Source organism: Pseudomonas sp. AC172 (assembly GCF_979258595.1).
Map to the genome: position 1 here is coordinate 428,545 of NZ_OZ409868.1, position 21,243 is coordinate 449,787.

At 59.6% G+C, this 21,243-nt stretch carries 23 protein-coding genes; 13 read left to right on the plus strand and 10 right to left on the minus strand.

The window, feature by feature from the left end:
- The first annotated feature begins 50 nt into the window (after nucleotides 1–50).
- Nucleotides 51–971: a LysR family transcriptional regulator gene (locus tag ACZ0A4_RS02095; RefSeq protein WP_463572873.1), complete on the plus strand. Its 921-nt coding sequence runs from the start codon at nucleotides 51–53 to the stop codon at nucleotides 969–971.
- Nucleotides 972–1,158: 187 nt separating this feature from the next.
- Nucleotides 1,159–1,524, plus strand: coding sequence for a 5-carboxymethyl-2-hydroxymuconate Delta-isomerase (locus ACZ0A4_RS02100; protein WP_141127949.1), 366 nt, complete (start codon nucleotides 1,159–1,161; stop codon nucleotides 1,522–1,524).
- Between the two features lie 3 nt (nucleotides 1,525–1,527).
- Here ACZ0A4_RS02100 and ACZ0A4_RS02105 read toward each other — a convergent pair whose 3' ends face one another.
- Together ACZ0A4_RS02105 and ACZ0A4_RS02110 are read right to left on the minus strand one after the other, a co-directional pair.
- A complete protein-coding gene (locus ACZ0A4_RS02105) occupies nucleotides 1,528–2,463 on the minus strand; it encodes a LysR family transcriptional regulator (protein ID WP_034153164.1) in 936 nt (311 codons plus the stop codon).
- 176 nt (nucleotides 2,464–2,639) lie between these two features.
- Nucleotides 2,640–3,833, minus strand: a complete 1,194-nt coding sequence (locus ACZ0A4_RS02110; protein WP_463572875.1) for a cyanate transporter — start codon at nucleotides 3,831–3,833, stop codon at nucleotides 2,640–2,642.
- 414 nt (nucleotides 3,834–4,247) lie between these two features.
- On the opposite strand from ACZ0A4_RS02110, the gene ACZ0A4_RS02115 reads away from it, so the two are divergent.
- From ACZ0A4_RS02115 to ACZ0A4_RS02130, 4 genes are all read left to right on the plus strand, one after another.
- On the plus strand, nucleotides 4,248–5,897 hold the full coding sequence (locus ACZ0A4_RS02115) for a phosphoethanolamine transferase (RefSeq protein ID WP_463572876.1): 1,650 nt from the start codon (nucleotides 4,248–4,250) through the stop codon (nucleotides 5,895–5,897).
- Nucleotides 5,898–6,060: 163 nt separating this feature from the next.
- Complete coding sequence (rnd, locus tag ACZ0A4_RS02120) at nucleotides 6,061–7,194, plus strand: ribonuclease D (protein ID WP_463572877.1); 1,134 nt, start codon at nucleotides 6,061–6,063, stop codon at nucleotides 7,192–7,194.
- On the plus strand, nucleotides 7,191–7,484 hold the full coding sequence (locus tag ACZ0A4_RS02125; RefSeq protein WP_007911350.1) for a YcgL domain-containing protein: 294 nt from the start codon (nucleotides 7,191–7,193) through the stop codon (nucleotides 7,482–7,484). The genes rnd and ACZ0A4_RS02125 overlap by 4 nt, the downstream gene beginning before the upstream one ends.
- Before the next feature lie 104 nt (nucleotides 7,485–7,588).
- The gene (locus ACZ0A4_RS02130) at nucleotides 7,589–8,521 is read left to right on the plus strand and encodes a D-2-hydroxyacid dehydrogenase (RefSeq protein WP_463572878.1); all 933 of its coding nucleotides are present in this window, start codon (nucleotides 7,589–7,591) and stop codon (nucleotides 8,519–8,521) included.
- Nucleotides 8,522–8,647: 126 nt separating this feature from the next.
- On the opposite strand, the gene ACZ0A4_RS02135 is transcribed toward ACZ0A4_RS02130, so the two are convergent.
- Complete coding sequence (locus ACZ0A4_RS02135; RefSeq protein ID WP_186622705.1) at nucleotides 8,648–9,241, minus strand: nitroreductase family protein; 594 nt, start codon at nucleotides 9,239–9,241, stop codon at nucleotides 8,648–8,650.
- A 279-nt stretch (nucleotides 9,242–9,520) separates the two neighbouring features.
- On the opposite strand from ACZ0A4_RS02135, the gene ACZ0A4_RS02140 reads away from it, so the two are divergent.
- Together ACZ0A4_RS02140 and ACZ0A4_RS02145 are read left to right on the plus strand one after the other, a co-directional pair.
- Nucleotides 9,521–9,970, plus strand: coding sequence for a YcgN family cysteine cluster protein (locus ACZ0A4_RS02140; protein WP_463572880.1), 450 nt, complete (start codon nucleotides 9,521–9,523; stop codon nucleotides 9,968–9,970).
- Between the two features lie 35 nt (nucleotides 9,971–10,005).
- On the plus strand, nucleotides 10,006–11,235 hold the full coding sequence (locus ACZ0A4_RS02145; protein WP_463572881.1) for a hypothetical protein: 1,230 nt from the start codon (nucleotides 10,006–10,008) through the stop codon (nucleotides 11,233–11,235).
- Between the two features lie 102 nt (nucleotides 11,236–11,337).
- Here the strand turns inward: ACZ0A4_RS02145 and ACZ0A4_RS02150 are convergent, their stop codons facing one another.
- The 4 genes from ACZ0A4_RS02150 to ACZ0A4_RS02165 all read right to left on the minus strand — a co-directional run bounded on the left by ACZ0A4_RS02150 (nucleotide 11,338) and on the right by ACZ0A4_RS02165 (nucleotide 13,557).
- The gene (locus ACZ0A4_RS02150; RefSeq protein ID WP_463572882.1) at nucleotides 11,338–11,715 is read right to left on the minus strand and encodes a YgaP family membrane protein; all 378 of its coding nucleotides are present in this window, start codon (nucleotides 11,713–11,715) and stop codon (nucleotides 11,338–11,340) included.
- An 81-nt stretch (nucleotides 11,716–11,796) separates the two neighbouring features.
- On the minus strand, nucleotides 11,797–12,267 hold the full coding sequence (locus tag ACZ0A4_RS02155; protein ID WP_141127943.1) for an RNA methyltransferase: 471 nt from the start codon (nucleotides 12,265–12,267) through the stop codon (nucleotides 11,797–11,799).
- Between the two features lie 183 nt (nucleotides 12,268–12,450).
- Nucleotides 12,451–12,822: a YajD family HNH nuclease gene (locus ACZ0A4_RS02160; RefSeq protein WP_007911336.1), complete on the minus strand. Its 372-nt coding sequence runs from the start codon at nucleotides 12,820–12,822 to the stop codon at nucleotides 12,451–12,453.
- A 48-nt stretch (nucleotides 12,823–12,870) separates the two neighbouring features.
- Entirely contained in the window at nucleotides 12,871–13,557 is a 687-nt protein-coding gene (locus tag ACZ0A4_RS02165; protein ID WP_007911335.1) for a spermidine synthase, read from the minus strand.
- 80 nt (nucleotides 13,558–13,637) lie between these two features.
- On the opposite strand from ACZ0A4_RS02165, the gene ACZ0A4_RS02170 reads away from it, so the two are divergent.
- On the plus strand, nucleotides 13,638–13,922 hold the full coding sequence (locus tag ACZ0A4_RS02170; protein WP_463572883.1) for a hypothetical protein: 285 nt from the start codon (nucleotides 13,638–13,640) through the stop codon (nucleotides 13,920–13,922).
- Here ACZ0A4_RS02170 and ACZ0A4_RS02175 read toward each other — a convergent pair.
- Entirely contained in the window at nucleotides 13,919–14,392 is a 474-nt protein-coding gene (locus tag ACZ0A4_RS02175) for a Crp/Fnr family transcriptional regulator (RefSeq protein WP_008085900.1), read from the minus strand. The two genes, ACZ0A4_RS02170 and ACZ0A4_RS02175, sit on opposite strands and share 4 nt — an antisense overlap.
- 202 nt (nucleotides 14,393–14,594) lie before the next feature.
- Complete coding sequence (locus ACZ0A4_RS02180) at nucleotides 14,595–16,649, minus strand: S9 family peptidase (protein ID WP_463572884.1); 2,055 nt, start codon at nucleotides 16,647–16,649, stop codon at nucleotides 14,595–14,597.
- Nucleotides 16,650–16,887: 238 nt separating this feature from the next.
- Between ACZ0A4_RS02180 and ACZ0A4_RS02185 the strand changes: the two genes are divergently transcribed.
- Genes ACZ0A4_RS02185 through ACZ0A4_RS02195 form a run of 3 tightly spaced genes read left to right on the plus strand, consistent with a single transcriptional unit; the run spans nucleotide 16,888 to nucleotide 18,733 of the window.
- Nucleotides 16,888–17,385 (plus strand): MFS transporter, encoded by a 498-nt coding sequence (locus ACZ0A4_RS02185; RefSeq protein ID WP_463572886.1) that lies wholly within the window; start codon nucleotides 16,888–16,890, stop codon nucleotides 17,383–17,385.
- A 15-nt stretch (nucleotides 17,386–17,400) separates the two neighbouring features.
- Nucleotides 17,401–18,177 (plus strand): class II glutamine amidotransferase, encoded by a 777-nt coding sequence (locus tag ACZ0A4_RS02190; protein ID WP_008085906.1) that lies wholly within the window; start codon nucleotides 17,401–17,403, stop codon nucleotides 18,175–18,177.
- A gap of 13 nt (nucleotides 18,178–18,190) precedes the next feature.
- Nucleotides 18,191–18,733 carry a DUF2937 family protein gene (locus ACZ0A4_RS02195; RefSeq protein ID WP_007911321.1) on the plus strand — a complete coding sequence of 181 codons (543 nt, stop codon included), beginning with the start codon at nucleotides 18,191–18,193 and terminating at the stop codon, nucleotides 18,731–18,733.
- 111 nt (nucleotides 18,734–18,844) lie between these two features.
- Here ACZ0A4_RS02195 and ACZ0A4_RS02200 read toward each other — a convergent pair whose 3' ends face one another.
- Nucleotides 18,845–19,759, minus strand: a complete 915-nt coding sequence (locus ACZ0A4_RS02200; protein ID WP_463572887.1) for a LysR family transcriptional regulator — start codon at nucleotides 19,757–19,759, stop codon at nucleotides 18,845–18,847.
- Between the two features lie 159 nt (nucleotides 19,760–19,918).
- Here ACZ0A4_RS02200 and ACZ0A4_RS02205 point away from each other — a divergent pair, with 159 nt between their 5' ends.
- Nucleotides 19,919–21,205 (plus strand): MFS transporter, encoded by a 1,287-nt coding sequence (locus ACZ0A4_RS02205; RefSeq protein WP_034153180.1) that lies wholly within the window; start codon nucleotides 19,919–19,921, stop codon nucleotides 21,203–21,205.
- The last annotated feature ends 38 nt before the right edge of the window (nucleotides 21,206–21,243 follow it).

The window sequence follows — 21,243 nt, forward strand, 5'->3', positions numbered from 1 at the left end:
GGCCCCGGCCTTTCTACACTGCCGGTATTCCGGGGGGCAGGGGGCAATGGATGAACCGCAATGAACTTCGCAAGGCCGACATCAACCTGATGGTGGTGTTCGAGACCTTGATGCTCGAGCGCAACGTGACCCGCGCGGCCGAGAAGCTGTTTCTCGGTCAGCCGACCATCAGTTCGGCGCTCAATCGCTTGCGCACGATGCTCAACGATCCGCTGTTTATCCGCGTCGGCCACCGCATGGAGCCGACCGCCCGCGCCGAAGATATTTTCCGCCATCTCAAGCCTGCGCTGGACTCGTTATCGGTGGCGCTGAGCCTGACCCGCGATTTCGATCCTGCCATCAGCACCATGACCTTTCGCATCGGTCTGTCCGATGACGTCGAGTTCGGCCTGCTGCCGCCGCTGTTGCCTGCGCTGCGCCAGGAAGCGCCGAACGTGGTGTTTGTGGTGCAACATGTCGATTACTGGCGCATCCCCGATCTGCTCGCGGCGGGCGACATTACGGTCGGCATCAGCCAGACCCGAGGCTTGCCGGCCAATGCCAAGCGCAAACTGCTGCGGCACATCCAGCCGAGCATCCTGCGCGCCGACGCCAGCGATACACCGCTGACGCTGGATGAATATTGCGCGCGTCCGCACGTGCTGGTTTCGCACACGGCCAATGTCAGTGGGTTTGCCGATGAGTGGCTCGCGGAACTCGGGCGCACCCGTCAGGTGGTGCTGTCGGTGCCGCAATACAGCGCGTTGCCGGCGCTGCTGGCCGGTACCGATCTGATCGCCAGTCTGCCGGATTACACGGCGGCGGCCATGGCCACTTCGGGGCTGCTGTTCAAGGAGCCCTTTCCGTTCAAGACGCCGACGCTGGACCTGTCGATGGTCTGGCTTAGTCATGTGGACAGCGATCCGGCCGAGCGCTGGTTGCGTTCGCGGCTGGAGCAATTCATGAGCGAACGGCCGCTGACTCCATCCTGAGCCACAACACACACTTTGTGGGAGCGAGCTTGCTCGCGAAAGCGGTGTATCAGGCACCTTAAGTGTCGCTGAACGATCGCATTCGCGAGCAAGCTCGCTCCCACATTGATATGTGAAAGTCCCCGGGAAGGTAGGGCAGAGCTGTGCTATATGTACGACCTTTCTGCCAACTCACCGGGGATCTGCAATGCCACACCTGCACATGGAATACACCGCCAACCTGCCGCAGTTGAACGCCGACGTCGCGTTGATCCGCCTCAACAACACGCTGGTGGGCTCCGGTCAGTTTGCGGCGGAGTTCGATATCAAAAGTCGTGCGATTAAAGTCGAGACCTTCAAGGTCGGCACCGCCATGGCCGAGCGAGCCTTCGTTTATGTGAAGCTGGCGCTGCTCAGCGGGCGTTCGCCGCAGATCAAGAAGCAGTTGTCAGAAAGCTTGCTGGCGGTGTTGCAGGACCTGTGCGAATGGCCGACCGGCGTCGAAGTGCAGTTGTGTGTAGAACTGGTCGACATGGATCGCGAGTCCTACAGCAAAACCGCGATTGGTGTGTAGGACTCAGGCCGCTTCGAGTTCGCTGCACACCTTGACCACCTGCTCGCGCAACCAGAGGTTGGCGCTGTCCTGATCAACGCTCTGGCTCCACTGCATGTCGAGGGTAAAGCCCGGCAAGCCGTTCGGCGCCTCACAGTGATTGAACACCGCTTCGTTGGTCAGCAAGCGCTGGATGCGGCGGGGCAGGGTAAGGATGAAGTCGGTCCCGGTGATCATTTTCAATGCCGCGCTGTAGCTGTTCGAGCGCGCGACGATCTGGCGCTTCTGCGCTTGCCGTGCCAGCCAGCCATCGACCATATTGGTGGTTGATGTCCACGGCGTCGGAAATACATGCCGACGTTCGGTAAAGGCCTGCAGGCTCAGGCGCGGCTCCAGCGGCGTAGCGCGTTTGTCGAAGACGCAGACCAGATCATCTTCCAGCAGCATCCGTGATTTCAGGTCGGTGTGATGGCGGTGGAAGTTGGGGCCGAAGCTGATCACCAGATCGAGGCTGCCGTCGCGCAGTTCATCCGCCGGGACGTCGGTCTCGAATTTGTGCATGTTGACCATCACCGGCAAATCATCGAAATCGAAACGCTTCAGCAGGCGCGGCAGAATCAGTTGCTCGAAGTATTCCGGGGCGCAGATGTTGAAGGTGACGGCTTGCTGGGTCGGGTCGAACGTTGGGGCGCCGGCATGGCACAGGTTGATGCTTTCGAGAATCTTCTGCACATGGCCGTACATGGTGCTGGCCTTGTAGGTCGGACGCATGCCGGTGCGGGTGTTGATAAACAGTTCGTCTTCGAAACTGGTGCGCAGTTTTTTCAAACAGTAACTGACGGTGGACTGGCTGACGAACAGTGTTTCTGACACATCGGTGACACTGCTCTGCTCATAAACGGCGATAAATACCATGAGATCCTGCATGTCGAGCTTTCGAAGCAAGTTACTGTTCAGCATCCGTACTGTCTCGCTGTGCTTCTTGCGCTGAATCCGCGCAAACGTGTGCGAACGATCGTAGCGGAACGATGGTGCCAGGAGAAACCCCTGTAGGACATTTCACGGTCAGTTGTGGGACAGAAAGTTTTAGTAACACGACGTCAACAATTAAACCGCACAAAGATGGCCAGAGGCCTCTAGCTCAATGCAGGAAAGTGTCGAGCGTAATGTCGAGGATTGAAGCGCCAGACCATCAACAACATCACGGTCATTACTGCCGTCAACGACCACCAGGCCCATTCGAAGCTGCCGAGTCGATCGCGAATCACTCCAGCCAATAGCGGCGAGAGGCCGGCGATCAAGTAGCCGATGCCCTGCACGAAAGCGGTCAGGCCGCCGGCGCGTTGCGGGTTGTCGAGGTGATCGAGCGAGACGATCAGGCTCATCGGAAACAAACCGCCGATGCCCAACCCCAGCAGGCACGGCCACAGCAGGCTGAACTGTTGCGGGCTGAGGATCAGGCCGCAAAACCCGGCGATGATCAGCGTCAGTAATGCCATCAGAATCACCCTGCGATCCCGGCTGCGATTGGCGATAGCGGGAACCACCAGGCCGGAAATCACTTCCATGGCCGTCAGAAAACCTAACAGCAGCCCGGCGTTTTGCTCACTCCAGCCTTTTTCCACGTAGTACGGCGCGAGCCAGGCCAGCACGCAGGTGTAGGACGCCGTCCCCAAACCAAAGAAGATGGCCAGTAACCAGGCGCGGGAATGGGTGAAGAATGAATCTTTCCTCGCTGCCGCCGGCGCCGTGGAGGTCAGCTGGCCGCGTTGCGACCACCAGAACAGAAACGCCAGTAATGCCAGGATCGCCCAGATGGCCAAACCGCTGCGCCAGCTTCCGGTTTGCACCATCACCAGTGGTGCAAACGAGGCCGCAATGGCTGCGCCGCCCATTATCGACGTGACGTACAAGCCCATGCACAGCGCGACGTTGTCGGCGAAGCGCGATTTGATCAGCGCCGGCATCAACGCCTGAATCAGTGCAATGCCGATGCCGGCGAGCACGGCGCTGGCGATCAGTTCGTCTGCTGATTCGATAAACAGCCGCGACAGCGTCGCCAGGCCAATGATCAGCAACGACAGCAGCACCGTCCGTTGTTCACCCAGCCGCTGACTGATGCCGAGACCGAAGAACATCGCCAGTCCCATCGCCATCACCGGCAGCATGGTCAGCAGTGAAGCGACGCTGAAGCTCAGCGGGATGTCAGCGCGGATGGCCGACAACAAGGGGCCGACTGCTGCCATCGATGGACGTAAATTGAGCGCGACCAGAATAATGGCAAGCATCAACCAGACTGCGGGACGAGCGGTGGCGCGGACGTTTTCCATCATCAGACCTTTGGACAGGGCAGATGATTAGGCGCGGAGCGGTCTAGTCCGGGCAAACCAGAAAATCCACAGCAGTATTTAAAAAGTCGATACCCCGCCACCCTCGGTGGGAGCGAGCCTGCTCGCGAAAGCGGATTGTCTGCCACCGAAAATATTGGATGTACCAACCTCTTCGCGAGCAGGCTCGCTCCCACAAGGGACAGCCGTGTTGTTTTTACTGAATAAAAGCTGAACCATTCTCAAATACTTCGCAAGTTTAAGCGTATGACCCAACGCCAACTAATCGTTGGCGTCTTTTTCACAAAAAATTGATGGTTGCCTGCTTAAAATTTCTCGTGCCTTAGTTAATGAAATTTTCACAATTGAAATTTCTTTCATGGACCGAGGCTCTTCTTTTCAGGAATCGCCCTTTCTATGTTGAAGTTAAAAGCCGTGCGCCCGGAATGGGTGACGTTGATTGCCAGCGCCTTTCTTTTAATCGGCTGCAATGTTGTGCTCTGGCAGCACCTGTTCGAGATCACCGCCGCCGATGGCAAGGGCATCGCCATGCGCTTGGCTTTCGGGGTGATGATCCTGGCGGCATTCAATATCGTGCTGACGCTTCTGGCTTTTCGGCCGTTGCTCAAACCGCTGTTGACGCTGATATTTCTGATCAGCGCCGGGGTGGCTTACTTCATGAGTCAATATGGCGTCATGATCGATGCCGGCATGTTTCGCAACTTGGCCGAAACCAATGCAACGGAAGTGCGTGACCTGCTCTCGCTGAAGTTGTTTGCTTATATTCTTTTGCTCGGTGTCTTGCCATCATTTTTGTTGTGGAAGTTGCCGATTAATTATCGTCGCTGGCACCGTGAGTTATTCAGTAAAGTTATTGTCAGTGTCGCCTCGGCAGCGGTAATTGGCGGGGTGGCCCTGGCCAACTATCAGGGCTTGTCTTCACTGTTTCGCAATCATCACGAAATTCGCCTGATGTTAGTGCCGAGCAACTACATTGGTGCGTCGGCCGGTTACCTGCGTGAACAGGTGGTTTCGGCGCAGCAACCGTTCGTCAAGATCGGCGAAGACGCCGAGCGCAATCCGGATGTGAAGCTTCAGCCGCGTAAATCCCTGACCGTGTTAGTCGTGGGCGAAAGCGCCCGGGCGGAGAACTTCGGCATCCTCGGTTATGACCGCGACACCACGCCGAAACTGGACAGGGAGGCAGGATTGATCGCCTTTACCGACGTGCACTCATGCGGCACTGAAACCGCCGTTTCAGTGCCGTGCATGTTCTCCAACATGGGCCGCAAGGATTACGACGCCAGCAAGGCGAAGAATGAAGAAGGTTTACTCGATGTGCTCAAGCGTGCCGGGATCGACGTGATCTGGCGTGACAACCAGTCTGGCTGCAAAGGCACCTGTGATCGAGTTACCCTGCAGGATGTCAGCAACCTGAAAGACCCGGCGCTGTGCGCCAACAGCGAGTGCCGCGACGAAATCCTCCTGCAAGGTTTGCAAGGTTTTATCGACCATCTCGACAAGGACACCGTTCTGGTTCTGCATCAAATGGGCAGCCATGGCCCGGAATACTTCAAGCGTTATCCGAAGGAATACGAGCACTTCACGCCTGTTTGTGAAAGTAACGCGCTGAACAATTGCAGCCGCGAAAGTATCGTCAACGGTTACGACAACACGCTGGTCTACACCGACCATGTGCTATCGAGCCTGATCGATGTATTGCGCAGTAATCAGGACAAAGTCGATACCGCGATGTTGTATCTGTCGGACCACGGCGAATCACTGGGTGAGTACAACCTGTTCCTGCACGGTACGCCTTACATGCTGGCGCCAGAGCAACAAAAGCATGTAGCGATGCTGGCGTGGTTCTCCGACAACTATCAGAAGGCCTATTCGGTCGATACTCACTGCCTGCAGATGAGCCGCGACAAACCGCTGAGTCAGGACAACCTGTTCCACTCGATGCTGGGTCTGCTGGAGGTCAAGAGCAAGGTCTATCAGCCGGGTCTGGACATGTTTGCCGGTTGCCGTGGCGCGGTAATCGACGGCGTGCTCGCGAAGGAGTGAGTCCAATCGGCTCCGTCGTTCTGACGCGACGGGCCTGTCTGTTTCCTCTGTCAGACTATTCTTGCTCTTTGGCAGGACATTTCGTTACAGCTCTTGCCCTTCGCAGGCGCGTAAATCGCCGGTGGCGATATATACTGCGCGCCATTCTTCAAGGGAGAGCCGTGTGGCCATCGATATTCACTGGATTCGCGACAACGAAAGCCTCGCGCAGTTTTGCGCCGAGTGGCAGCAACTGCCGTTCGTTGCCCTCGACACCGAATTCATGCGGGTCGACACTTTCTATCCGATTGCTGGCCTGTTGCAGGTCGGCGACGGCAAACGCGCCTACCTGATCGATCCGCTGACCATCAACGCCTGGCAACCGCTGGCCGCATTGCTGGAAAACCCGGCGGTGCTCAAAGTCCTGCACGCCTGCAGCGAAGACCTCGAAGTGCTGTTGCGCCTGACCGGCAGCCTGCCGGCGCCGATGTTCGACACGCAACTGGCCGCCGCTTACCTGAACCTCGGTTTCTCGATGGGCTATTCGCGGCTGGTGCAGGAAGTGCTCGGCATCGAGCTACCGAAAGGCGAGACCCGTTCCGACTGGTTGCAACGTCCGCTGTCCGACACGCAAATCAGCTACGCCGCTGAAGATGCCGTGCATCTGGCGGAGGTTTTCGTACAACTGCGGCCGGAACTGTCTGACGACAAATTCGCCTGGGTGCTGGAGGACGGCGCCGAACTGGTCGCCAACCTGCGCCGCGAATCCGACCCTTACGAGGTCTATCGCGACGCCAAACTGGCGTGGAAACTGTCCCGCGCGCAACTGGCCGTTCTGCGTGAGTTGTGCGCCTGGCGTGAAAAAGAGGCCCGCGCCCGCGATCTGCCGCGCAACCGTATCGTCCGCGAGCATTCGCTGTGGCCGCTGGCCCGCACGCAGCCGGACAACCTTGCGGCGCTGGGAAAGATCGAAGACATGCACCCGCGTACCGTGCGTCAGGACGGCCAGTTTCTGCTTGATCTGATCAAGCGCTCTGGCAGTGTGGGGCCTGATCAATGGCCGCCGGCCGTAGCGGAGCCATTGCCGATCGAAGCCGCTGCGTTGATCAAACAACTGCGCGCATTGGGCCAGGCTGAGGCCGAGCGTCTGGGCATTGCTCCGGAACTGATGCTGCGCAAGAAAACCCTCGAAGCCCTGGTCAAAAGTGGCTACCCCGAGGGTCCTTACCAATTGCCTGAGTCGTTGCGTGGCTGGCGCCGCGAACTCATGGGCCAGAAGCTGCTCGACAGCCTGGCCACCGCCGGAGAACAGCCTTGAAACGTATTTGTTCCATCTACCAAAGCTCCAAGCGCAGCGGCATGTACCTTTATGTGCTCAAAAGTGATGCGCTGGAGCGTGTGCCGGAAGCGCTGATGCTGGCGTTCGGCAAGCCGAAGCACTCTTTCGATCTGGTGCTGTCGCCCGAGCGCAAACTGGCCAGCGAGGACATCGTCGTGGTCCTGGAAAACCTCGACAAGCAGGGCTATCACCTGCAAATGCCGCCCGCCGAAGACGAATACATCGAGCACCTGCCCGAAGAGTTGCTACGACGCAACGACCCGGTCTGATCTGCGAGGCTCTGTTCTGAGTCTCGGTTTACCCTGGAACTGTTTTTACCGCGATGGCCGTCCGAATCCGGCGGCCGTTTGCACGGTTTGCGAAAGGTTTGAAGATGCGCGTTCTGATTGCTGAACACGACCACGCGATATACGCCCGGCTGCTGCGTCAGGCAGCGCCCGAGCTTGAAGTACTGACCAGCGGCGACTCCGCCGAGCTGGCCCGTCAGGCCGCCGATTGCCCGGTGTGGCTGGGCCAGCCGGACCTGCTCGCGACCCTGCTGCGCCAAGGGCATCAGCCACAATGGCTGCAATCCACTTGGGCCGGCATCACGCCACTGCTCGCGGACGGTTTGCGCCGCGATTACCGTTTGACCCGTGCGGTGGGCATTTTCGGTCAGGTGATGGCTGAATACGTGCTGACGTACATCCTCGGCCATGAGCGCGAAGTGCTGGCGCGACTGGTCAGCCAGGTCGAGCGAAAGTGGGACAACCGCAGCGGCCAGAGTCTGGTCGGGCGCAAGGTGTTGATCGTCGGCACCGGTGACATCGGTCAGCGCGTGGCGCAGTTCCTGCTGCCATTCGGCATCGAGTTGTACGGCATCGCCAGCATCGCCCGCGAACAGGCGCCGTTTGTCGAAGTCGGTTCGATGGCCGATCTGCCGCGTCTGGTGGGCGAGGTGGATTACGTGGTCAACCTGCTGCCGAACACCGAGCACACCCACGATATCTACGACGCGGCGCTGTTCAAGCAATTCAAACCGACCGGGTTGTTTATCAACGCCGGACGCGGTGTCGCGGTGGTTGATGCGGATCTGGTGGAAGCGCTGAAGGAAGGTCATCTGGCGGGGGCGGTGATCGACGTTTGCCGTCAGGAGCCACTGCCACAGCGCCATCCGTTCTGGACCGCGTGGGGCTTGCTGCTGACCGGGCACAGCTCGGCACCGACGTCACCGGCGTTGATGGTGCAGCTGTTTGTTGAAAACTTGAAGGCGTATCAGGCGGGTGAGGGGTTGCGCGGGGAAGTGGACTTCGCTCGCGGTTATTGAGTGTTCGCCGAATAAAATGTGGGAGCGAGCCTGCTCGCGAAGAGGGAGTGTCAGCCAACATCATCGTTGTCTGACACACCGCTTTCGCGAGGCAGGCTCACTCCTACAGTTGTTTTGCGCTATGGCTTAGAGGGTGAAGTCGCCTTCCGCCGCCAGTTCGTTCAGCGGACGGCGCGGGCTCGGCTCTTCACGAGCCTGCAGGTATTCAGCCAGCGTTGCCTTGTCACCGAGTTTGCCCACTGCCACGGCCGCGTGCAGCGCGTAACCTTCAGGAATATTCAGCTCCTTGCGCGTCAGTTCCTGATCGAAACCGGCCATGCCATGGGTGTGCCAGCCGCTGAGGCTCGCTTGCAGCGCCAGATGGCCCCATGCCGAACCCGTGTCGAAGGTGTGCCACAACGCCGGGGTTTCTTCCGTCGCACCCGGTGCAGTAAACGTGGTTTTCGAAATCACGATCACCAGCGCCGATGCATGCTGCGCCCAGCTACGGTTGAATTCATTGAGCAGTCCCAGATAACGCTCCCAGTTCGGTGTATCTCGACGCGCATAGAGGAAGCGCCAAGGTTGCGAGTTGTACGCCGAGGGCGCCCAGCGTGCGGCTTCGAAGAAGCTCAGCAGGGTTTCTTCCGGGATCGCTTCGCCGGTGAAGGCGCGTGGCGACCAGCGGTCGGTGAATTGCGGGTGAATGGCGTAATCGGCAACGCGAGGGTTGGCACTCATCGAGAGATTCCTTGCTACGTTTGAGTCAGGGATTTGAATGAAAACCCGGCGGGATCAGTTGCGCTGAACGATGGGGTTTTCCGAGCCTGAGGGTTCACCGCAATGCAACGTGGTCGAGCGTTAATGGCTTGCGGGCAAGGCTCCTTGCGACTGGCAAAGCTACGCGCCGCCACAAAAACTGACAAGTCCCGCGCAACCGGCAGTCGCCAACGCTTGGCCCGCAAGGTCTTGAGCACTAGACTGGCGGCCTTTTCACCACCTGATGTTGATGCTTGAGCCATGGCCGCCGAAGTCGAACCGTTCTGGATACGCAAAACCCTCGATCAACTGGATCACCAGGAATGGGAATCGCTGTGCGACGGCTGTGGTCTGTGCTGCCTGCAGAAACTCGAGGATGAAGAAGACAACAGCGTTTATTACACGCGCATCGCCTGTAAATTGCTGGACCTGAACACCTGCCAGTGCAGCGATTACCCGAACCGCATCAAGTTTGTCCCGGACTGCATCCAGCTCACCCCGGGCCAGGCCGAAGAGTTCAAATGGCTGCCGCCGACCTGCGGGTATCGACTGGTCAGCGAGGGCAAGGATTTGCCGTTGTGGCACCACTTGGTGTGCGGCGACCGCGACGCGGTGCACCATGAACGGATCTCCCAATCCGGGCGCATGCTTGCCGAAGGAAGCGTGCCGGAAGATGACTGGGAAGATCACCTGATTTTCCGCGCAGGTTAAACACCAGCTGATTCAAGCTTTACCAAGGAGTGAGTATGGCTGTCGGATTGCCGCAAGCGTTGATGATTGCGCTGCTGGCGTTGAGCGCACCGGTCTGGGCAGCGAAGAAAATCGATCTGGATTATCACGTGCGCCTGTTGCCACAGAGCGATCAGGCCGAAGTACGTCTGACGTTGGCCAAGGGCGAAGCGGTGCGCAGTCTCGATTTCGATCTTGGCGACGGCAGCCATTACAGCGACTTCAAGGCTGACGGCCAGTGGCTGCTGAGCCCGGGCAAACAGGCGCGCGGGGTCTGGCGCCCCGCCAGCGAAAAGTCCAGCCTGACCTATCGCGTACGCATCAGCCACGGCCGCAAGAACGGCAGCTTCGACACGCGCATGACCCCGAACTGGGCGTTGATGCGCGGTGATGAGCTGGTGCCACCGGCCAAACTCGATCAGCAGGACGGCACCGAACTGGTCGCGCGTCTGCAATTCGAATTGCCTGATGGTTGGAAAAGCGTCGAGACCGCGTGGCCACGCATCGGCAAAAACAAATTCCGCATCGACAATCCCTCGCGCCTGTTCGACCGTCCGACCGGCTGGATGCTCGCCGGCCACCTCGGCAGCCGCCGCACACGTTTGGGCGAAACCGAAGTCACCGTGGCCTCGCCGCAAGGACAGGGCATGCGCCGTATGGATGTGCTGACGTTGCTGACGTTCGTCTGGCCGCAGGTGCAGGCGGTTTATCCACGCCATCCGGTCAAACTATTGATTGTCGGCGCCAACGACCCGATGTGGCGCGGCAGCCTCGGTGCGCATGAATCCATCTACCTGAACACACGATTACCGCTGGTCAGCGAAAACGGCAGCAGCGCTTTGGTGCGTGAACTGGCGCAGGTGTTCGGGCGCATCAGCGACGAGCAGCGCAGTGACTGGATCAGCGAAGGCTTTGCCGAGTATTACGCGATCGAACTGGTGCGCCGCGCCGGTGGCATGAGCGATGAGCGTTATCAAAGTTTGCAGGCGAAACTGGCCAGGGACAGCCAGAAAGTCACGACCTTGCGCGGCGAGCAGATCAGCCCGGCGCAGGTGGCGAAAGCCGTGGTGCTGTTGCAGGAACTGGACGGCGAGATTCGTTTGAAGACGCGCAACAAGCGCTCGCTGGATGATGTGTTGCGTGGGGCGATGCATCTGGGGACGGTGAGCACCAAGGAGTTTGTGCAACTGGCGGAGAGCGTTCTCGGTGAGTCCTCCAAAGTCCTTGATACCGCGTTGCTACAGTAATACCGCTATCGCGAGCAGGCTCGCTCCCACAAGGGAACGCATTCCAGATGTAGGAGTGAGCCTGCTCGCGATGGGGCCTTTAACCCCACCGCAAATATTCGATCAAACCCCGGCTTTCGGCGATTTAACCGAATCATTGCCGGTCACGGTGGCAGTACGGGTCGCTGCCTCGGCATTGGCCTTGAGTTTGCTCAGCTCTTCTCCGGCCCGCTCGATCTTCGCCCGCACATTGTTCATGTCCTGACGACTCTTCTCGATCAGGCTTTTCACCGAACTGTGCCCGGTAATCCCGCGCGCCATTGCCACGCCGCCAATCGCCACCTGAATCAAGCCGAACACACCGCCACGGCGCAAGCCCTTGCCAACCATGATCACGCCGCCCGCGAGAGAGCCGATGCGTTCCCAGCCTTCGACGTTCTGCTCGGAACGACTCTGGAACGGGGTGGATTCGATACGTTCGACGCGTTTGAGTTCGGTCATGATCTTTCTCCAGGCAATGAGTAATCGATAAACAAGCTGACTGCCAGAGCGGTCAGCTTGTTCCATCGGATGTGCGACGCTTCAGCGGAATTTTGGCCCGGAGCGGGTGTTCAAGCCCTTGGCCATGCGGTCGTAGAGCACGACGTTGACTGTCGCGGCGAGGTTCATGCAGCCGGTGGTCGGGATGTACACGACGTCTTCGCACCAGTCGCGGATCTCTTTATCCAGCGAGCCGTCTTCGGGGCCGAAGATGTACAGGGCGCGATCCGGGTGAGTGTATTCCGGCAGCGGGCGGGCGCCCTCAACGAGTTCCACGGCGACGGGCACGCAGTTGAGCGGGAGGATCTTTTTCAGATCGTCGATGCCGATCAGCGGGATGTCGTAGTGCACGCGTTTGGTGTCAGTGACGAAGTCGGCAGCGCGTTCATAACGCTTGCCGGTGTAGAACACCGACGCCGCGCCATAGCAGCCTGCGGCGCGCATCACCGAACCGACGTTCTCCGGTGATTTGGGGTTATACAAACCAATGCAGCTGTACCGTTTGTCTGCCACGAGCGGGATGCCTTCGGGAAAAAGAGCGCGATTATACGGGGATTGGGGGAGGGCGGGCAGATTCAAGATTTGCGGTGTTCGGGAGATCGCTATCGCGAGCAGGCTCACTCCTACAGGGGAACGCATTCCAAAATGTAGGAGTGAGCCTGCTCGCGATGGGGCCTTAACGGCCAAAAAAGATCTTTAATCTTCTTTCTTCATCAACCCGGCCAACGCGGCAAACGGGTTGTGCGTTGCCTTGGCAATCTTCGGCGTGCTCAGCGAGCCTTCGCTGAAATACTGCTGATCGGTATAGCGCGAGTGTTCGTTGTCGTGGCAATACAGGCACAACAATTCCCAGTTCGAGCCGTCCTGCGGGTTGTTGTCGTGGTTGTGGTCGCGGTGGTGCACGGTCAGTTCGCTCAGGCGCTTGCCGGAAAACTCACGGGTGCAGCGGCCACAGACGTGCGGGTACATCTTCAGGGCCTTGTCGCGGTAGCCCATTTCCTTGTCGCGCTGGTTGTCGGCGAGGATGCGGTCCAGCTTCGACGTGTTGGTTGGGGTGGACGAACTCATGGGTTCACCTTTGTAAAAGACTAATGACGGTTATGCGCAGAGTTTAGCTCAGCCCTTGAGCTTCTCGGCAATCCAGATCGTGTGGCGCGTGCCCTTGTTGCCGTGGGCGAAGACCTGTACTTCTTCGGCCTTGAAACCGGCCTTCTTCAATTTGTCGGAAAACAGCCGATCGGCGCTGGCCGACCACACGGCGAGCACGCCTTTCGGGCGCAGGGCTTTGGCGCAGGCATTCAGACCGGCGGCGGAGTACAGCCAGCTGTTGGCTTTCTGGGTCAGGCCTTCGGGGCCGTTATCGACATCGAGCATGATCGCGTCGAAACCGTTCGGCTCGCTTTGCAGCACCTTGGCCACGTCTTCCTGACGGATCACCGTGCGCGGATCGAGCAGCGGGCGGCCGGACTTCTCGCCGAGCGGGCCACGGTTCCACTCGACCACGCCGGGCACCAGTTCCGCGACCACCACTTCGGCAGTCTTGCCCAGATGCTTGAGCGCCGAGGCGAGGGTGAAACCCATGCCCAGACCGCCGATCAGCACCCGCGAATCCGGCCGGCCAGCGACCTTGCGGCACGGAATTTCCGCCAGCGCATCTTCGGAACCGTGCATGCGCGTGTTCATCAATTGCCCGCCGTCGCCGCCCTGGATCTTGATGACGAAGTCCTCGCCATACTCGAACAGGCACAGGGCACCGCCGCTTTCAGGGATCGGGGTGGTGTCGAGCAGAACGAAACGTTTCATGGAAATCTCTACAAGGGGGAAGGCAAGCAGGCCCGTTGGGAGTAGCCTGAGCGCAGACTAGAGGCCAAACGGAGCCCTTGATGAAGCGCACCATTCTAACGGTCATTGCCCTGGCCGCGCTCACGATTACTGCAGTGCAGGCACAACAGGCCATTCCGGTCAGCCCGGCGCCGCAACCCGGCTCGCCCGGAACCGCAACGCCGACGCCGTATCCGCCGATCACGCCGATCAACATTCCCAAGTCGGGCGCCGGCAGCGGCAGCCCACCGCTGGTGCCGATCGAAATGCCCAGCCCGCCGAGCAAGGATCAGCCGGTTCCGGGTATCGAACCGACCGGCACCAAGGCGAAAACCCCCGGCGGTTAAACCTGCTGCGCCGCCAGTTGGCCGTCGGCCATGCGCAGGCGTTTCGACAGCGAGACGGCGAGGGCGCGGATGATCTTCGCGGCGATCTTCGGCGCGTCGTTGAGCATTTTTTCCAGCGAGTCTTTGCCCAGGTTGAGCAACTGGCAGTTGCTCGCCGCGATGCAGGTGGCCGAACGTCGTTCGCCATCGAGCACGGCCATTTCGCCGAAGGCCCGACCGCTGCGCAGGGTGGCCATGGTGATCACCTGACCATCGGGCCCGGTTTTCTGTACGGCGACCTGGCCGGTGTGGAGGATGCACATGAAGCTGCCGGCATCGCCCTCACGGAAAATCGCCTCGCCCTCAGCCACGGTGCTGATGCTGAAATAGCCGGAAGCGGCCGCAAAGTCGGCCAGCTGCAATTGATCGAACAGGCCGCAGTCCATCAGCCAGTCTCGGATTTCGTTGTTCAGGAAGGTCGGTTCTGACATGTCGTCACGGTCTTTTTGTTTTACATTTTCAAGGCTGTACACCGCCCCTGTGGGAGCGAGCCTGCTCGCGAAAGCGTAGTGTCAGTCACCGACGATGTGGATGACTGGTCGCATTCGCGAGCAGGCTCGCTCCCACAAAGGGATCTTGGGCGTATCGGCCTCTTGGGTCTGCAATTAAGACCCAAGTGACCGACGGAGTTCCTCAGGCCAGGCCCAAAACCTTGAAAACAAATGCGTATTCGAGTGCTACGTCACGTAATCCCTGATAACGCCCGCTCATCCCGCCATGCCCGGCGCCCAATTCGGTCTTGAGCAGCAGCACATTGTTGTCGGTCTTGGTCGCGCGCAATTTCGCCACCCACTTGGCCGCTTCCCAGTACTGCACGCGGCTGTCGTTGTAGCCGGCGATCACCAGCGTCGCCGGATAATCCTGCGCACTGACGTTTTCGTACGGCGCGTAAGCCTTGATCCGCTCGTAAACCTCCGGCTCCTCTGGGTTACCCCACTCGTCGTACTCGGTGACGGTCAGCGGCAGTTCCGGGTCGAGCATGGTGTTGAGCACGTCGACGAACGGCACTTCGGCAATCGCCACACCGAACAGATCCGGACGCTGGTTGAGCACCGCGCCAATCAGCAAACCACCCGCGCTGCCGCCACTGATCGCCAGTTTCTCAGCGGTGGTGATGCCGTTAAGGATCAGAAATTCGGCGCAGGCAATGAAGTCGCTGAAGGTGTTGTGCTTGTGTTCCTGCTTGCCCGCGCGATACCAGGCCTCGCCCAATTCACCGCCGCCGCGCACGTGAGCAATGGCGAAGGCCATGCCGCGATCCAGAAGGCTCAGGCGGGCGTGAGAGAACCACGGATCAAGGCTCGAACCGTAAGCGCCGTAACCATACAGATACAGCGGCACCGCTTTGCCGACCATTTCGCGTTTCATCACCAGACTGATCGGCACTTGCGTACCGTCTGGCGCAGTCGCCCACAGCCGCTGACTGACGTAGGTATCGGCGTCAAACGGGCCGAGCACCGGGGTTTCTTTCAAAACTGTTTGCTCGCCGCTCGCCAAGATCAACTGGCGCACTTGCGCCGGACGATTCAACGCCTCGTAGCGCAGACGAATACGGTCGCTCTCGAACTCCAGGCTGTTTTGCACATACAGGCTGTAGGCCGCATCCGGCAGTTGCACGCGATACGGCGCCAGACCCTGCGGGTGAACCTCGATGATCGGCAGGCCACCCTCGCGCAGGCTCAGCGTCATGGCCTTGGTGTTGAGGCTGACGCCATCGAGCATCACCGTGTCGCTGTGGGGGATCAGGTTTTGCCAGTCGGCTTCGGTCGGCGCGATGCCGCTGTCCGGAGCGTGATACAGGGCGTAGTTGATGCCGTCACGGTTGGTGCGGATAAACCATGTCCACACGCCATCGAGCAGGCCGTGATCGACGTCATATTCATGATCTTCGACCCGTGGCGCCAGGCAGGTGAAGGGCTGGTGCGGCTGATTGGCGTCGAGCGCCCAGACTTCGCTGGTGGTCTTGCTGCCCAGCGACAACAGCAATTGCTGCTCGGAACTGGAACGGTAGCAATGCAGGAAGAAACGCCCGTCCGGCTCGTGGAATACCTCTTCGGCAGCCGTGCCGTCGAGGCGATAGCGGAACAGCTTGTGCGGACGATGGGTGTCGTCGAGCACGCCGAAAAACAGGGTCAGGCTGTCATTGGCCCAGGTCATGCTGCCGTCGCAGTCTTCGAATTCCAGTTCGCTGACCTTGTCGTTGGCCAGTTCCTTGACGAACAGTGTGTAGATCTCATCGCCCGAGGCGTCGACGCTGTAGGCCAGACGCTGGTGATCAGGGCTGATGCTGAACGCGCCAAGCGAGAAGAACCCGCCGTTGGCCAGCACATTCGGATCGAGCAGCAATTGTTCGCGGCTTTCGTCGAGGCTCAGGCTGTCGTCCGCCGGACGCGGGCAGCGATAGTGCCGGGCGTATTCGTCGCCCGCTGTGGTGCGCGTGTAATACAGATACGGGCCCCAAGGCGAGGGCCGGGACAGGTCGGTTTCAAGAATCCGGCCCTTGATCTCTTCGAACAGGGTTTCACGCAACTCGGCCTGATCGGCGGTTTGCGCCTCTTGGTATGAGTTTTCGGCCTTGAGGTAATCGAGCACCGCGTCGGTGTCGCGCTCCTGCAGCCAGGCATACGGGTCGGCACCGGCGGCCTTGTGGGCGATCGGGGCACTGTTGGCGTTGGCGGATTCGGACATGAAAGGCTCTCGGACAATATTCGGAATAAAGGTTTTTCGCGGATCTTGAAACCGCCGCAGACCCATGTGGGAGCGAGCTTGCTCGCGAAGGCGTCGTGTCAGATGACATTTGTTTCACTGACCCACCGCTTTCGCGAGCAAGCTCGCTCCCACAGGGTTTACTGCTGGCCGTCTGGTATTGGGACAAGCCGCACGGGCGAAAAGTCGTTACTATAAGCGCCTCTTTGCCTGCCTTGCCATGGACACCATGACCGAGAACGACTATCTGATCGCCTGGGGCCTCTACGCCTTTGCCGCTGTGGGCTGCCTGTTGGTATGGATGCGCCTGACTACCTGGATGTGGCGCTGGTTGCGCGAGCCGCTGCGCGTGCTGATGGCGGTGTTGCTGTTCAGCCCGACCATCATTGATCCGGTGAAAGCCAAGGTTGCGCCGTCCATTGCCATCACCGCGCTGGACCTGGCTTTCAAGGTCGGCAACAACGCCTGGCGGGCGATTTCCGATCTGTTCATGTATGGCATGATCGCTTTCGCTATCTACCTGATTTTCGTGGCGATCCGTTTCCCGATCGAACGTGCTTCCCGTGCGCGTCGTGAACAGTCCGAAGCCGCCAAAGCCGCCGCTCGCGCCGATGATCGCGATGACGATCAACCGTTTGGCGGCGCCGGCGATGACCGTTATGGCCGTCCACCTCTGCCGAATAATCCGCAGCGCATGCGGGTCGAGCCGCGCCTGTAACCCGAGAGTCCGCACATGTGTGAATTACTGGGCATGAGTGCCAACGTGCCGACCGATATCGTGTTCAGCTTCACCGGCCTGATGCAGCGCGGCGGGCGCACCGGCCCGCACCGCGACGGCTGGGGCATTGCCTTCTATGAAGGTCGTGGCTTGCGCCTGTTTCAGGACCCGGCTGCGAGTTGCGAGTCTGAAGTCGCCAACCTGGTGCAGCGTTATCCGATCAAGAGCGAAGTGGTCATCGGCCACATTCGCCAGGCCAACGTCGGCAAGGTCTGCCTGTCCAACACCCACCCGTTCGTCCGCGAATTGTGGGGACGCAACTGGTGCTTTGCGCACAACGGCCAGCTCGCCGATTTCACTCCGATCAAAAGTTTCTATCGCCCGGTCGGCGATACCGACAGCGAAGCGGCATTCTGCGATTTGCTCAACCGCGTGCGTGCAGCTTTTCCGGAGCCGGTCGATATAGAAGCGCTGCTCCCTGATCTGGTTGCCGCCTGCGCCGAATACCGCAGCAAAGGCGTGTTCAACTGCCTGCTCAGCGATGGCGACTGGCTGTTCTGCTATTGCTCGACCAAACTCGCACAGATCACCCGCCGCGCACCGTTCGGCCCGGCGCGTCTGAAGGATGTCGACGTCATCGTCGATTTTCAGGCAGAAACCACGCCCAACGACGTGGTCACGGTGATCGCCACCGAGCCTTTGACCGAAAACGAAACCTGGACCCGCTACGAACCGGGCCAATGGAGCCTGTGGCGACGCGGCGAATGCGTAAGCCAAGGCAAGACCGAATAAAGGATTGCACCCCATGTTGCTCAGTTATGTACGGCTGGTGTTGTTTGCGGCGGGCCTGTTGATCGGTGTCCAGGTGCCGGGGTTCATTAACGATTACGCGAAGCGCGTCGAGGCGCACCTGATTGAAGCGCAGACGGGCCTGCGCGGTTTTCAGGGCACCGCCGAGCAGTTTTTCAAGGGTGATATGCAGGCGTTGGTCGCGCATTACCGCGCCAGTGAAGACCCTGTGTTTCGCAGCGATGCCGACAGCCTGAGCACTTTACTCAGCCGTCAGATCGCGCTGGACAAGCAGTTCCAGGCGATGCAAGGGCCGTGGTATATCCGCTTCCTGCAAGTGGTGCTGGCAGCCGACCCGGACATTCGCAAGGAAACCTGGAACGGCTACAGCTACCAGATCCTGCTGACCCCGGAAGCGATGATCTGGGGCATGAGCGGCGCGTTGCTGCTGTCGTTCGGGATTGAGTGCCTGTTCCGCTTGATCGATTGGGTCGTGCTCGGTGGCCGACGTCTGCGCCAGAGCCGACCGATCGAAGACCGCGACGTGCGCGGCCTCTGATGATCGTTCCCACGCTCTGCGTGGGAATGCTTCAACGGACGCTCCGCGTTCGGCTTTTGGAAGGGACGCGGAGCGTCCCGGGCTGCATTCCCACGCGAAGCGTTGGAACGATCATGGTGTCAGGGCGATGTAGTCAGTGCCCACCTTGATCGCATACCCCTCCAGCACCTGCTGACACAACGTCACAATCTCCTCGACCCACTCAACGCCCACCCGCCACGACACCACCACCTGCAAGTTCGGTGGCCGTTGATCAATGGCCAACAACGTCAATTCCCCCTGCGCCAGTTCCTCAGCCACCAGCACCGGTGGCAGCACACCAATTCCAAATCCATCACGCAATAACCGGGTAATCGCCGACACCGAATTCACGCAATTCAAACGTGGCGCCGATACGCCATTAGCCTGCATCAACGCCAGCAGGTCCTGATGCGGTCGGGAGTTTTTCGAGTAGGTAATGATCCGTTCCTGCGCCAGTTCGGCAAGGTCGGCGTAGTCGCGGTTGTAGATCGAATTACTGGCGACAATCCAGCCGAGCGGATGGCTGGCCAGCTCCAGACTGCGCACGCTTTCATGGCGGATCAGATCGGTTTGCAGAACGATATCGAGAAAGCCTTTTTGCAACTGATCGCAGAGGTTCAGCGAAGTATCCGCCACCAGCTCGATTTCCACCCGTGGATACAGGTCGGTCATCTGCGCTACCAATGGGCTGAGCCAGGTGTGGATCACCGTGTCCATCACGCCGATGCGCACCCGGCCGACCTTGCTCGACCGGGTCTCGATCGACTGTTTAAGTGCTGACATGGTGCCGAGCATCTGCTCGGCGTACTCCAGCACTTTCAGGCCTTCGGGCGTCAGGCTGACACCGCGTGAGTCGCGCAAAAACAGCTTCACCCCCAGCTCACCTTCCAGCACAGCGATGCGGCTGGAAATCGACGCCTGGGTGGTGAACAGCTTGTCGGCGGTCAGGCGAAAACTCTTCAGGCGGGCGACCCAGACAAAGGTCTCGAGAAACTTCAGGTTCATGGGCAAGGCTCGGGTGACAAATTTTTCTTATGGCTAAGGCGGGTTTTTATTCGTTGGACGCAGCAGGGCCGCGAGACGAAAAATCGACGCATCCGGTCCCCACGATAGGCGTCGTCGGGGCTACGAACAAGACCAATAAAAAACCTGCGGAGATAAGCCATGCGTGCTCCCGACACCCTAGAAGTCCCCAAGGCAACGGCGCGTCCGGGGCCGTTCGACTGGTATCGCAACATCAACCAGCAGGAGCGCCGCACGTTCTGGAGCTGCAAGATCGGCTACGGGCTGGACGGCATGGACACGCAGATGCTCAGCTTCGTCGTACCGACGCTGATTGCGATGTGGGGCATCACCACCGGCGAGGCCGGGCTGATTCACACCAGTACCTTGATCGCCTCGGCCATTGGCGGCTGGGTTGCCGGAATTCTCTCTGACCGCATCGGTCGTGTGCGCACCCTGCAACTGACGGTGCTGTGGTTCGCTTTCTTCACCTTCCTCTGCGGCTTCGCGCAAAACTACGAACAACTGCTGATCGCTCGCACCTTGATGGGCTTCGGTTTCGGCGGCGAATGGACGGCTGGCGCGGTACTGATCGGCGAAGTGATCCGCGCCAAGGACCGGGGTAAAGCGGTGGGCATGGTGCAATCCGGTTGGGCACTGGGCTGGGGACTGACGGCGATTCTGTATGCGCTGCTGTTCTCGGTGTTACCGCCGGAAGATGCCTGGCGGGCGCTGTTCATCCTTGGCATCGTGCCGGCGATTTTCGTGATTTTCGTCCGTCGACTGGTGAAGGATCCGGAGATCTATCGCGAGGCCAAGGCCCAACAAACGCCGGAGACTCAGTCGAAGTTCTACGAGATCTTCGCCCCGGGCATGCTCTTCACCACGTTCCGCGCTTCACTGCTGACCACTGGCGCGCTGGGTGGCTATTACGCGATCACTTCCTGGCTGCCGACCTTTCTGAAAAACGAACGCGGCTTGAGCGTACTCGGCACCGGCGGCTATCTGGCCATGGTGATTGTCGGCTCCTACGTCGGTTACGTAATCAGCGCTTATTTGACTGACCTGCTGGGGCGCAAAAAGAACTTCATCCTCTTCGCGGTCGGCTCGTTCACCATCGTTCTGCTCTACACGCAACTGCCGGTCAGCAACGGCGTGATGCTGTGGCTGGGCTTCCCGTTGGGCTTCTTTGCTTCAGGGATTTTCAGCGGTATGGGCGCGTTTCTGACGGAGTTGTTTCCTACGCGAATTCGCGGTTCGGGGCAGGGCTTTTGCTACAACATCGGTCGGGCACTGGCCGCTTTGTTTCCGCTGCTGATCGGTCTGCTGAGCCAGAAGGTGCCGTTGAGCGTAGGCATTGGCGCCTTTGCGGCGGTGTCGTACGGCGTGGTGATTATCGCGGCATTGAGCCTCCCGGAAACCCGTGGCAAGCAACTCGATGCGCAGTAACTGATAACCTGCGAGGGCAGTGCCCAACGGGCATTTGT